This window comes from Vibrio sp. Vf1514, assembly GCF_052076135.1.
Classification (GTDB): Bacteria; Pseudomonadota; Gammaproteobacteria; order Enterobacterales; family Vibrionaceae; genus Vibrio; species Vibrio furnissii.
The window spans coordinates 2,537,231-2,549,445 of record NZ_CP197267.1 but is presented as its reverse complement, the minus strand read 5'-3'; the positions used below and the strand labels follow the sequence as shown (position 1 = coordinate 2,549,445).

At 52.7% G+C, this 12,215-nt stretch carries 10 protein-coding genes; 7 read left to right on the top strand and 3 right to left on the bottom strand.

What is annotated here, in order from left to right:
• The first annotated feature begins 2 nt into the window (after positions 1 to 2).
• From ribF to ispH, 5 genes are all read left to right on the top strand, one after another.
• The gene (gene ribF / locus ACS18Q_RS11840) at positions 3 to 938 is read left to right on the top strand and encodes a bifunctional riboflavin kinase/FAD synthetase (protein ID WP_004728880.1); all 936 of its coding nucleotides are present in this window, start codon (positions 3 to 5) and stop codon (positions 936 to 938) included.
• A 63-nt stretch (positions 939 to 1,001) separates the two neighbouring features.
• Positions 1,002 to 3,848: an isoleucine--tRNA ligase gene (gene ileS / locus ACS18Q_RS11835; protein ID WP_441257112.1), complete on the top strand. Its 2,847-nt coding sequence runs from the start codon at positions 1,002 to 1,004 to the stop codon at positions 3,846 to 3,848.
• 9 nt (positions 3,849 to 3,857) lie between these two features.
• Positions 3,858 to 4,364 (top strand): signal peptidase II, encoded by a 507-nt coding sequence (gene lspA, locus ACS18Q_RS11830; protein WP_004728875.1) that lies wholly within the window; start codon positions 3,858 to 3,860, stop codon positions 4,362 to 4,364.
• Positions 4,365 to 4,545: 181 nt separating this feature from the next.
• The gene (gene fkpB / locus ACS18Q_RS11825; RefSeq protein WP_004728873.1) at positions 4,546 to 4,989 is read left to right on the top strand and encodes an FKBP-type peptidyl-prolyl cis-trans isomerase; all 444 of its coding nucleotides are present in this window, start codon (positions 4,546 to 4,548) and stop codon (positions 4,987 to 4,989) included.
• A 33-nt stretch (positions 4,990 to 5,022) separates the two neighbouring features.
• Entirely contained in the window at positions 5,023 to 5,985 is a 963-nt protein-coding gene (gene ispH / locus ACS18Q_RS11820) for a 4-hydroxy-3-methylbut-2-enyl diphosphate reductase (protein WP_004728872.1), read from the top strand.
• Positions 5,986 to 6,108: 123 nt separating this feature from the next.
• Here ispH and ACS18Q_RS11815 read toward each other — a convergent pair whose 3' ends face one another.
• Positions 6,109 to 7,593 carry a carbon starvation CstA family protein gene (locus tag ACS18Q_RS11815; RefSeq protein ID WP_004728870.1) on the bottom strand — a complete coding sequence of 495 codons (1,485 nt, stop codon included), beginning with the start codon at positions 7,591 to 7,593 and terminating at the stop codon, positions 6,109 to 6,111.
• A 239-nt stretch (positions 7,594 to 7,832) separates the two neighbouring features.
• On the opposite strand from ACS18Q_RS11815, the gene ACS18Q_RS11810 reads away from it, so the two are divergent.
• Positions 7,833 to 8,174 carry a DUF2799 domain-containing protein gene (locus ACS18Q_RS11810; RefSeq protein ID WP_004728867.1) on the top strand — a complete coding sequence of 114 codons (342 nt, stop codon included), beginning with the start codon at positions 7,833 to 7,835 and terminating at the stop codon, positions 8,172 to 8,174.
• Between the two features lie 21 nt (positions 8,175 to 8,195).
• Complete coding sequence (locus tag ACS18Q_RS11805) at positions 8,196 to 10,007, top strand: cation:proton antiporter (protein WP_014204515.1); 1,812 nt, start codon at positions 8,196 to 8,198, stop codon at positions 10,005 to 10,007.
• Here the strand turns inward: ACS18Q_RS11805 and murQ are convergent.
• Complete coding sequence (gene murQ / locus ACS18Q_RS11800; protein WP_238773686.1) at positions 10,004 to 10,936, bottom strand: N-acetylmuramic acid 6-phosphate etherase; 933 nt, start codon at positions 10,934 to 10,936, stop codon at positions 10,004 to 10,006. The two genes, ACS18Q_RS11805 and murQ, sit on opposite strands and share 4 nt — an antisense overlap.
• Positions 10,937 to 10,978: 42 nt before the next feature.
• Positions 10,979 to 12,091, bottom strand: a complete 1,113-nt coding sequence (locus ACS18Q_RS11795) for an anhydro-N-acetylmuramic acid kinase (protein ID WP_441257111.1) — start codon at positions 12,089 to 12,091, stop codon at positions 10,979 to 10,981.
• Between the last annotated feature and the right edge of the window lie 124 nt (positions 12,092 to 12,215).

The window sequence follows — 12,215 nt, the reverse complement described above, 5'->3', positions numbered from 1 at the left end:
CAATGGAATTGATTCGCGGTATTCATAACATCAAGTCACGCCATCATGGCTGTGTATTGACCATAGGTAACTTTGATGGTGTCCATTTGGGGCATCAACAGGTATTGGATCAGGTTGCTGAGCGCGCGAAAGCGTTGAACCTGCCTTCGGTCGTGATGACCTTTGAACCGCAACCTATGGAGCTGTTCTTAAAAGATAAGGCTCCAGCTCGGTTAACAAGATTGAGAGATAAGTTTGTCCAACTCGGCAAATTGAATCTCGATCGGTTATTGTGTGTGAACTTTAATCATCATTTTGCCAACTTAGACGCACAAGCGTTTATCCGTGACTTGTTGGTCACGCGCTTGGGTGTGAAGTTTTTGGTCGTTGGCGACGATTTTTGCTTTGGTCAGGGGCGCAAAGGCAACTTTGCTATGCTGGAACAAGCAGGACGTGAATACGGCTTTGAAGTGGTGAGCACCCAGAGCTTCTGCTTACAGAAACTGCGTGTCAGTAGTACCGCCATTCGCGAGGCATTAGCGGCCGATGCGTTGGCGGATGCCGCCGACATGTTGGGGCGCGATTACAGCATCAGCGGACGCGTGTCTCACGGGCGTAAGCTCGGACGCACCATCGGATTTCCGACGGCGAACATTCCGCTCAAGCGGTGTGTGTCTCCGGTGTCTGGTGTGTATGTGGTCGAAGCGTATGGGTTAGGTGAACAACCGATCGGGGGCGTGGCGAATATTGGCCAACGTCCCACGGTCAATGGGGTTCGCCAACAATTAGAAGTGCATTTATTCGACTTCCATGGCAATTTGTATGGCAAACAGCTAGAAGTCGCACTTTTACATAAGTTGCGTAATGAACACAAATTTGAGTCCTTTGAGGCACTCAAACAGCAAATAGAATTGGATGCTGAGGCAGCAAGGGTGTGGCTGCGTCAGCTTAAGGGTTAACCGGATGATTCCACCGGCTAACATAATGTCTAACTTCGCCCAATATAACGGAATTAAGAATCGATGAGTGAGTATAAAGATACCCTGAACTTACCTGAAACAGGGTTTCCAATGCGCGGCGATCTGGCTAAACGTGAGCCAGAAATGCTTAAACGTTGGTACAAAGAAGATCTTTACGGTGCAATCCGTGAAGCAAAGAAAGGCAAGAAATCGTTCGTACTGCACGATGGTCCTCCATACGCCAACGGTGATATTCACATTGGTCACGCACTAAACAAGATTCTTAAAGACATTATTATTAAATCCAAAACACTGTCAGGTTTTGACTCACCTTACATCCCCGGTTGGGACTGCCATGGTCTGCCAATCGAACTGATGGTTGAGAAGAAAGTTGGCAAGCCTGGTCAGAAAGTGACTGCGGCTGAATTCCGTGAAAAATGTCGTGAATATGCTGCCGGTCAAGTTGAAGGCCAAAAAGAAGGCTTCAAACGTCTGGGTATCTTGGGTGAGTGGGATAAACCTTACCGCACCATGGATTTCGCGACCGAAGCGAACATCATTCGCGCGCTGGGCAAAATTGCTGACAACGGCCACCTGCTGAAAGGGTTCAAACCGGTTCACTGGTGTACGGATTGTGGGAGTGCGCTGGCAGAAGCGGAAGTCGAATACAAAGATAAAGTGTCGCCATCTATCGACGTGCGTTTCAAAACGGCCGACGAAGCGGCGCTGCTGTCTAAATTTACCCTGACCGAAGGTCACGAAGGTCACGGCGATGTGTCTATCGTCATCTGGACCACCACCCCATGGACACTGCCAGCGAACCGCGCGGTGTGTCTACGTGATGATCTGGAATACGTCCTGATTCAAATCGAAGGCGAGCAGCCTGAACGTATCATCGTGGCCTCTGAACTGGCGAAATCCGTGATGGATCGCGCAGGCATTGAACACTTCCACTTCCTTGGCTTTGCGAAAGGTGCGGATCTGGAACTGTCTCAGTTCAACCACCCGTTCTACAACTTCACCGTGCCAGCCATCTTGGGCGATCACGTGACTACGGATTCCGGTACCGGTGTGGTTCACACGGCACCTGGCCACGGTCAAGAAGACTTTGCTGTGGGTCAGAAATACGGCCTAGAAGTCGCCAACCCTGTGGGGTCAAACGGTGTTTACCTGCCAGACACTGAACTGTTTGCGGGTCAACATGTGTTTAAAGCCAATGACGCCGTGATTGAAGTGTTGAAAGAGCACGGTGCATTGCTGCACCACCACGCGTACGAGCACAGCTACCCACACTGCTGGCGTCACAAAACGCCAATCATCTTCCGTGCCACACCACAATGGTTCGTGTCGATGGATCAAGCGGGTCTGCGTGAGAAAGCGCTAGGCGCAATCAAAGGCGTGAAATGGATGCCGGATTGGGGTCAAAGCCGTATCGAAGGTATGGTGGAAGGTCGTCCTGAATGGTGTATCTCTCGTCAACGTACTTGGGGTGTGCCAATTGCACTGTTCGTCCACAAAGAAACCGCAGAACTGCACCCGAAAACGCCTGAACTGATTGAGCAAGTTGCTCAACTGGTTGAACAGAAAGGCATTCAAGCGTGGTGGGATGTCGACACGGCTGAGCTGCTAGGCGCTGACGCGGAACAGTACGAGAAAGTGCTGGATACGTTGGACGTTTGGTTTGACTCAGGTGTGACGCACTACGCGGTAGTGGATAGCCGTGAAGAGTTCCACGGCGCGGAAGCGGACATGTACCTAGAAGGGTCTGACCAACACCGCGGCTGGTTCCAGTCTTCGCTGATCTCCTCCATTGCGATGAAAGGCAAAGCGCCATACAAAGAAGTGCTGACGCACGGCTTCGTGGTTGACGGCCAAGGCCGCAAGATGTCGAAATCGATCGGCAACGTGGTTGCGCCAAAAGATGTGACCAACAAACTGGGTGCTGACATTTTGCGTCTGTGGGTTGCATCAACAGACTACACCGGTGAAGTGGCGGTTTCAGACGAAATCCTGAAACGCAGCGCTGACTCTTACCGTCGTATTCGTAACACCGCTCGTTTCTTCCTAGCGAACCTGAATGGCTTCAACCCGGCAACCGACATCATTGCGGCTGACGAGATGGTGGCACTGGATCGTTGGGCTGTAGCGCGCGCGATGGCTGCACAACAAGAGATCGTTAAAGCTTACGCCGAGTACAACACGCACGCGGTTGTACAACGTCTGATGCACTTCTGCTCGGTTGAAATGGGTTCATTCTACCTCGACGTAATCAAAGACCGTCAGTACACCGCGAAACTGGGCGGCAACGCACAGCGTAGCTGTCAAACGGCGCTGTACTACATCGTGGAAGCGCTGGTGCGTTGGATGGCACCAATCATGTCGTTCACTGCTGATGAAATCTGGAACGCGATGCCAACCAACCAAGCCAACGGCGAAGCTCGTGGTAAATTCGTATTTGCTGATGAGTGGTACGAAGGTCTGTTTGATCTGGCAGAAGGCGAAGAGCTGAACAACGAATTCTGGACGGATATTCAGAAAGTTCGTGGTGCGGTGAACAAACTGCTGGAAAATGCGCGTAACGAGAAAACCATCGGTGGTTCTCTGCAAGCGGAAGTGACTTTGTTTGCTAGCGATGAGCTGGCGGCGAAAATCAACAAGCTGGAAGATGAACTGCGCTTTGTCTTGCTGACTTCAAAAGCGAACGTGAAACCGCTGGCCGAGAAGAACGATGCGGCGCAAGCCACCGACATCGACGGTCTGTTTGTTCAAGTGAACAAAACCGAAGCGGAGAAGTGTGATCGCTGCTGGCACTACACCCCAGACGTGGGCACCATCAAAGGTCATGAAACTATTTGTGGTCGTTGTGTGTCAAACGTGGACGGTGAAGGCGAAGTTCGCAAGTTTGCTTAAAGGAACTGCATGACACAGCAAGCATTAACGCTTAAACAATCAGGGGTTCGCTGGCTATGGCTGGCGCTCCTCATTTTTGTCGCTGACATCGCGATCAAATTGGTGGTGATGAACGGCATGGGGTACGGCTGGGAGAATCGCATCGAGGTTCTGCCATTTTTCAATTTGCTGTACGTGCATAACTACGGTGCCGCATTCAGTTTCCTGAGCGATCAGGCGGGCTGGCAGCGTTGGTTGTTCACTGGGATTGCGTTTGCCGTGGTGGGCCTGTTGGCCTTCTGGATGCGCCGCCTACCGTCGAGTGACAAATGGAATAACATGGCTTACGCATTCATCATTGGTGGTGCGGTCGGCAATGTGTTCGACCGAGTCGTGCACGGTTTTGTGGTCGATTACCTCGACTTCTACTGGGGCACCTACCATTGGCCAGCGTTTAACCTCGCTGACAGCGCCATCTGCATTGGTGCGGCGATGATCATTTTGGATGGTTTTCGCGGTAAAAAGCAGACGGCGTAAGTGATTAAGCCGAAATAACCCTAAGCGCCGCCCGTTGATTCGGGAGGCGCTTTTTGTTATCAAGCAGATTCAATTCAAGAGTATTGGATTGAGCACACGCTGTACCCACCTCATCACACGAAGAAATGAGGGAAACATCCACGAAGGCGTTGCCCTTCGATTACCTTAAGGAAGCCAGAACGTGACGACACATTCAACAACCATCACTCAAGACTCTACCGTAACGTTGCATTTCACCATCAAACTCAAAGACGGTTCGGTGGCAGACAGCACGCACAACTTTGGCAAAGCGGCCCAGTTGGTGATTGGTGATGGGAGCCTAAGCGACAACTTTGAGCAGTGCTTATTGGGCATGCAAGCCGGCGAAAACAAATCGATTGAACTGGCGGCAGCTGATGCGTTTGGTGCACCGAACCCAGATAACATTCACCACATGGACCGCGCGCGCTTTGTGGGCGATGCTGAAGTAGAAGTGGGCACCATCATGGCCTTCAGCGGCCCCGATGGCATGGAAATTCCGGGCATCATCACGGACATCGCCGGCGATTCCGTCACCGTGGATTTTAACCACCCCTTGGCCGGACAAGATGTGATCTTCGACGTTGAAATTTTGTCTGTCGAATAACTTGCCGTAGAATAGCCAGCCAGAAAGAGAACCATGAGCAAATCCATGAAAATACTGTTAGCAAACCCGCGCGGCTTTTGTGCCGGCGTTGATCGCGCCATCAGCATCGTTGAGCGTGCACTTGAAATGTATCAGCCTCCGATTTATGTCCGTCATGAAGTGGTGCACAACCGCTTTGTGGTAGAAGGGTTGAAGCAGCGCGGTGCGATTTTCGTTGAAGAGCTGCACGAAGTGCCAGACGACAATATCGTGATTTTCTCCGCTCATGGGGTATCACAGGCGGTGCGTATGGAAGCCAAAGCGCGTTCGTTAACGGTGTTCGATGCAACCTGTCCGCTGGTGACCAAAGTGCACATGGAAGTCGCGCGTGCCAGCCGCCGCAACATGGAAGTGGTGCTGATTGGTCACGCCGGACATCCGGAAGTGGAAGGCACCATGGGGCAATACGCCAGCGACACCGGTGGCATGTATCTGGTGGAAAGACCCGATGATGTGGTTGCGTTGCAACACAAAGTGAAAGATCCGTCTCATCTGCATTATGTCAGTCAGACCACGCTGTCGGTCGATGAAACTGCAGACGTGATTGATAAGCTACGCGAAGTATTCCCTGAGATTCAAGGACCGCGCAAAGATGACATCTGTTACGCCACGCAAAACCGTCAGGATGCAGTGCGTCTTCTGGCGCAGGATGTGGATGTGATGGTGGTGGTCGGCTCGAAGAACTCCTCAAACTCAACCCGCTTAAAAGAGCTGGCGGAGAAGCTGGGCACGCCGGGTTACCTGACTGATTGCCCGGAAGACATTCATCCAGAATGGTTTGATGGCGTGAGTAAAATCGGTGTCACAGCGGGCGCGTCTGCACCAGAAGAATTGGTCAATCAGATTCTGAACCGCATCAAAGAATTGGGGGCAACCTCAGTAGATGAAGTGCTGGGCCGTGAAGAGAATATGTTCTTTGAAGTGCCGAAAGAGTTGCAAATTAAGCAGGTCGACTAAGCGAGTTTGCTGCTGGTCTTGGCGGTGGCAAATGGCAGATTCAAGCCAATCAATTCAATCTAAAAGATACATCCAATCAAAAAGGGCTCCCATGGGAGCCCTTTTGCGAGGTGTGTTTCGGGATTAAGCCGTTTCGGTGACGCCTGAAGGTTTATCTTCATCCGCCAGATCCGTTTCCCCTTTACCTTTAGAAATCTTCATCACGTACAGCGTGATGGCTAGCGTTGCCACAATACCGACGATGGTCGAGATTTGCATTGGCAGCCCAAAGCCCAGCGTGCTGTTGTTCAGAATAAAGGTAATACATACCGTGGTCATGAATACGGCTGGAATGGTGGTGATCCAGTGCAGCTTGTTATGACGCAGCAGGTAAGCTGAGGCAGTCCACAACATCATCACGGCTGTGGTTTGGTTTGCGAAACCGAAGTAGCGCCAGATGATACCGAAGTCAACTTGAGTCAGAATGCCGCCAATCACGAACAGAGGCATCGCCATCAGCAGACGGTTACGCAGTGTTTTCTGTTCCATGTTGAAGTATTCAGCCAAGATCAGACGGCTGGAGCGGAACGCCGTATCCCCAGAAGTAATCGGCAGGATAACCACACCCAAGAAGGCGATGATGCCGCCGAACACGCCCAGCAGACCAAACGATGCGCTGTATACCACGTTACCAGGGCCGCCGTTTTTCACTGCTTCAGACAGCGCGTCCAGCGAGCCGAAGAATGACAATGCAATCGCACACCAAATCAGGGCAATGATGCCTTCACCGATCATGGCGCCGTAGAACACAAAGCGGCCATTCTTTTCGTTTTCAAGACAACGCGCCATCAATGGCGATTGCGTCGCGTGGAAACCGGAGATCGCACCACAGGCGATGGTGATGAACAGGGCAGGCCACAATGGCATGTCGTTCGGGTTCATGTTGTGCAGCATGTCGCTGACTTCAAAGCCACCCAGAACTTGGTGTTCGCTCGAGAACGCGATCGCGGTGATGAGACCAACGGACATGAAAATCAGCAGCGCGCCAAACAGTGGGTAGAAACGACCGATGATTTTATCCACCGGCACGATGGTCGCGATAATGTAGTAAGCAAAGATGATGACGACCATGGTCGACATGCTTACGGTCAAGCTGGTTTGTTCGTTGATCAGGTTGGTGATCATGCCTGCAGGTGCAGAAACGAAAACCACACCAACGAGCAGCAGTAAGACAATGGCAAAAATGTTCATGAAGTGTTTAGCGCCATTGCCTAGGTAACGACCAGACAGTGAAGGAACGGATGCACCGCCGTTACGGATTGACAGCATACCCGAGAAGTAGTCGTGGGTTGCACCCGCAAAGATACAGCCAATCACGATCCACAGCATGGCGGCAGGACCATACAGCGCACCCATGATTGGGCCGAAAATCGGGCCGACACCCGCGATATTGAGCAGTTGAACCAAGTAAACTTTTGGCGTCGACATCGGGACGTAGTCCACACCGTCGGTTTTGGTGTGAGCTGGGGTTTGGCGTTTTTCATTGATGCCGAATACTTTTTCTACGAACGCGCCGTAAATGAAGTATCCACCAATCAAGGCAGCGACACAGGTTAGAAACCACAACATAGCGTTTGTCCTTTATTATGAAGTAGGTGTTATTGAATTAATCTCAGACTGGATACTAAATTATCAATAAGCGAGCTTCATTGGGTTTCCGGGTCAGTGGTCGTATAGTGAATTAAGTGGTATTTGACGCCAGTGAGTGGTTTTTGATGGCGAGTGAACGGCGAGTAACGCAAAATAAGCGCTCATTGCCTATTGTTAAGGATGAACACGTTATCCAAGGGCTAAGTAAAGGTAAAATAATGAAAAAAACAGTATTGATGTTGGTCGTGGCTGGGTTAATGGGCTGTGCCGCCAGTGACAGTGATTTGGCCCAACAGGGCGATTGGTACCAGATTGGTTACAACGATGGAATCGCCGGACACACCCAACGCTCCCATAAAGCGTTGGCGCAATTAGGCCAAGCCAATCAAGCCGATTACAACCAAGGGTATGTGGAAGGAGTGAACGAGTATTGTAACCCGAATTTCGCTTATCAGATGGGCGTCAACGGCCAGTATTACGAAGGGGTGTGTGAAGGCACCGAACAAGCGCAAAAATTCCGTATGGAATGGCAGCGTGGCTGGAATGAATACAACAACTAATCGGCGCTAGGTAACAAGTCCATGCATGAAGAATACATCGCCCTGGCATTGGCCGCTGTGGGTGTCGTTGGGCTGGGATGCCAATGGTTGGCGTGGAAACTGCGCCTGCCTGCTATTTTATTTTTGTTGCTGGCGGGAATTCTCGCCGGCCCTGTTTCCGGGGTGCTCAATCCCCAACAACTGCTTGGGGATCTGCTGTTTCCACTGATTTCACTCGCGGTTGCGGTGATTCTGTTTGAAGGCAGTTTAACCCTCAATTTCAAAGAGATTCGCGGCGTCAGCAACACGGTGTGGAGCATCGTCTCTCTGGGCGCACTCATCTCTTGGGGCGTCACTTCGTTTGCCACACATGCGCTGCTTGGCTTTGACTGGCCGCTGGCCTTGCTGTTTGGTAGCTTGACGGTGGTGACTGGCCCGACGGTGATCGTACCGTTGCTGCGTACCGTGCGGCCCAATGCCAAGCTGTCCAACATTTTGCGCTGGGAAGGGATTTTAATTGACCCGCTCGGCGCCCTGTTTGTGGTGATGGTGTATGAGTTCATCGTCTCCAGCAGTGAAGCGCATAGCTTGCACGTGTTTGGTCTGATTTTGCTGGTCGGCGTTGGCATCGGCGTGCTTTCGGGCGCGGCGGTCGCTTATGTGCTGCGCCACGGCGGTTTGCCAGAATACCTGCAGCCGTTTGCGGTTCTGAGTGTGGTGCTCGGCGTGTTTGCAGCGTCTAACGCACTGGAATCGGAGTCGGGTCTGCTGACGGTGACCATCATGGGCATGTGGCTGGCCAATGCCAAAGACGTCAATATTCAGCACATATTGCACTTTAAAGAAAATCTCACCGTTCTTCTTATTACCGGGCTGTTTATTTTGCTGGCGGCGCGTATTGAAGTGGACGATTTCGCCACATTGGGTTGGAGCGCGATCGCGCTGTTTGTGGTGATGCAATTGGTCTCGCGTCCACTGTCGATTTTTCTCGCCACGCTGCGCAGCAGTTTGCAGTGGAAAGAGAAAGCGTTTTTGGCCTGGGTGGCACCGCGCGGGATTGTTGCCGCATCGATTTCATCGCTGTTTGCCATCAAGCTGGAATCGTTTGGTATGGCCGAAGCGACGTTGCTGGTGCCGCTGACGTTTATGGTCATCATTGGCACTGTGGTGTTGCAAAGCGTAACGGCCAGACCCGTTGCAATTGGATTACAGGTGGCTGAGCCGGCGCCAAAAGGTTTCCTGATTCTGGGCGCGAACGATGTCGCACGTCAAATTGGCGGTGCGATTGCCAAGTACGATTGCCGCGTCGTGCTGACCGATTCCAACTGGGATTACATTCGCCAAGCACGCATGGCTGGGCTGGAGCATTATTACGGCAACCCCATTTCTAGTCACGCAGACGAATACCTGAACTTGATTGGCATTGGTCACGTGTTGGCGCTCAGCCCGGATAAACACTTCAACATCATGGCGTGCATGCAGTTTCTTTCCGATTTCGGAGAGAAGCGTGTGTTCTGTTTGAATGACAACGCAAACGGGAATGGCAATGGCAACGGTAGTGACAAACACACCGTGGCACAGGCATCACATGGGTTGCCCTTTTTAGGGGGCGAGGTGAGTTATAAGAAACTCGCCAGTTTGCTCAACCAAGGCGGGGAGATCAAACACACCAAACTGAGTGACAACTTCACCTATGACGATTATCAACAGCAGCACAAAGAGAGTTATGTGCTGCCGCTGTTTGTGGTCGATCATCGTGGCCGAATTCAGATGTGTGCGGATGTCGCGAACTTCAGCGCCAAAGAGGGCGAAACCGTGGTTGCCCTGATCAAGAAACCGACCGAGAGCCGTTAGCGGCTCTCGTTGTCATCGTCTGCCATTGCGCGGCGCAGAAAACCGTCGGAGTCAGACAGTTTGGCTTTGGCTTGCGCCGCATCCACGCCAGTCAGGTGCATCAAAATCGCCACTTTGGCGTTGTTGTCACTTTCTGCCAACAGCGCTTCGGCGGTGTGGCGGTCGCAATCGGTCGCTTGCATGACGATGCGCACCGCACGCGCGACCAGCTTTTTGTTGGTCGCTTTCACATCCACCATCAGGTTTTGATAGCTTTTCCCAAGGCGAATCATGCTGGCGGTGGTGAGCATATTGAGCACCAGTTTCTGCGCGGTGCCCGATTTCAATCGGGTGGAGCCGGTTAACGCTTCTGGGCCGACGACTGGGCTGATGGCGATATGGGCCAATTCGGCAATCGGCGAGTTGGGATTGCACGACAGCGCGACGGTGACAGCGCCTAAATCGTTGGCGTATTCCAGCGCACCAATCACATACGGCGTGCGGCCACTGGCGGCAATGCCGACTAGAACATCCTGCGCACTAAAATGAATGGATTTGAGATCATCAATGCCGAGTAGCGGGGAGTCTTCGGCACCTTCTTGCGCGCTAAACATCGCATCGCGCCCGCCCGCAATCAAGCCCACCACCATGTGATGTGAGACTCCAAACGTCGGCGGGCACTCGGAGGCATCGAGTACGCCTAAACGGCCGCTGGTGCCGGCGCCCATGTAGATCAGGCGTCCACCTTGCTTGAACGCATCGGTAATTTTATCGACCGCGAGGGCGATTTCCGGCAAGACTCTTTCGACGGCTAACGGCACCAGTTTGTCTTGCTGATTGAGACGCTGCACGATCTCCTGCGACGAGAGCAGGTCGATATCCATGGTGTCGGGATTGCGACCTTCAGAAACCAGATGGGAGAGGGCTGCGAGCAGGGCATCATTCGTCATGGGGATTGTCCATATCGGTTAAATCAAACACAGAAAAGTCAGTTAATCGGCGGGGTAAATTACGCCGAGAGAAGCCAAGCGCGTCGCACCCGTCACACGGGGCAGATTGCTCGGCAGATTATGCATGCGGCGTTGCGCCAGCCAGGCAAAGGCCATGGCTTCCATGTAATCGCCATCGACACCTTTGGCGGTGGTCGGCGCCACTTGCCAACCCGGCAGCAAAGCGTGTAATCGCGCCATTAACAGCGCATTTTGCGCGCCGCCGCCACACACCAACAGTTCGGGGGCGGGGCCTTCGGCAAAGCGCTGCACGTCATTGGCAATACTGCGCGCGGTCAGTTCACATAAGGTGCGTTGCACATGGCTAGCCGCGACATGATGATCGGCCAGTTTGTTGTCCAGCCATGGCAGATTGAACCATTCGCGTCCGGTGCTTTTTGGCGCCGGTTTTGCAAAGTAGTCGTCGCTTAGCAGCGTGGTGAGTAGCGCAGCATCGAGTTCGCCGCTGCGTGCCCAGTCGCCATTGCGATCATACGCTTGGCCGGTGTGGCGCTGACACCAACCATCCATCAACACGTTGCCAGGGCCGGTGTCATAACCCACCACGTCACCGCCGGGTTTGAGTACCGACACGTTGGCGATGCCGCCGATGTTAAGCACCACCACGCTGGAATCGCGCACATCAAAAATCGTGCGGTGGAATGCTGGCACCAGAGGCGCGCCTTGACCGCCCAATGCGATGTCTTTGCGACGAAAATCCGCCACAGTGGTAATGCCCGTGCGGGCGGCAAGAATATTGTGGTCGCCAATTTGCACGGTGAACGGAGTTGCGCCGTTTGGCTGGTGGAAGATCGTTTGGCCGTGATTGCCAATCGCGCGAATCTGACTGGCGTGATGGCCGCTGTGCTTCAGGAGGTTGAGCACTGCATCGGCATACAGATGACCAAGCAAGTGATCCAGCGTGCCAATCTCTTGCACGTTGGTTTCCTGGCCCAGACATATCGCCAAGAGGCGCTGTTTGAGATCGGCAGGCATGGGCAGAAAATCGTGTGCCAGCAATTCAATCTGATGGTCCGTCAGGGCGACCAGCGCCGTGTCGACGCCGTCCATGCTGGTGCCGGACATGATGCCGATGTACAGTTCGCGTTCAGTCATTCTGTTATCCGATTGTCATATTTCTCGTTTCCGAGGGCGAAGTCTTTAAAACTCATTGTAATTGAAAAACAAACTGAATAACCTCATTTGCTGTGACAAATTTTGACAATCCACCGTGATGAAT

Bases quoted from the DNA above. Each gene is read 5' to 3' on its own strand.
- ribF (WP_004728880.1), top strand. From the start codon at position 3: ATGGAATTGATTCGCGGTATTCATAACATCAAGTCACGCCATCATGGC.
- ileS (WP_441257112.1), top strand. From the start codon at position 1,002: ATGAGTGAGTATAAAGATACCCTGAACTTACCTGAAACAGGGTTTCCA.
- lspA (WP_004728875.1), top strand. From the start codon at position 3,858: ATGACACAGCAAGCATTAACGCTTAAACAATCAGGGGTTCGCTGGCTA.
- ispH (WP_004728872.1), top strand. From the start codon at position 5,023: ATGAGCAAATCCATGAAAATACTGTTAGCAAACCCGCGCGGCTTTTGT.
- ACS18Q_RS11815 (WP_004728870.1), bottom strand. From the start codon at position 7,593: ATGTTGTGGTTTCTAACCTGTGTCGCTGCCTTGATTGGTGGATACTTC.
- ACS18Q_RS11810 (WP_004728867.1), top strand. From the start codon at position 7,833: ATGAAAAAAACAGTATTGATGTTGGTCGTGGCTGGGTTAATGGGCTGT.
- ACS18Q_RS11805 (WP_014204515.1), top strand. From the start codon at position 8,196: ATGCATGAAGAATACATCGCCCTGGCATTGGCCGCTGTGGGTGTCGTT.
- murQ (WP_238773686.1), bottom strand. From the start codon at position 10,936: ATGACGAATGATGCCCTGCTCGCAGCCCTCTCCCATCTGGTTTCTGAA.
- ACS18Q_RS11795 (WP_441257111.1), bottom strand. From the start codon at position 12,091: ATGACTGAACGCGAACTGTACATCGGCATCATGTCCGGCACCAGCATG.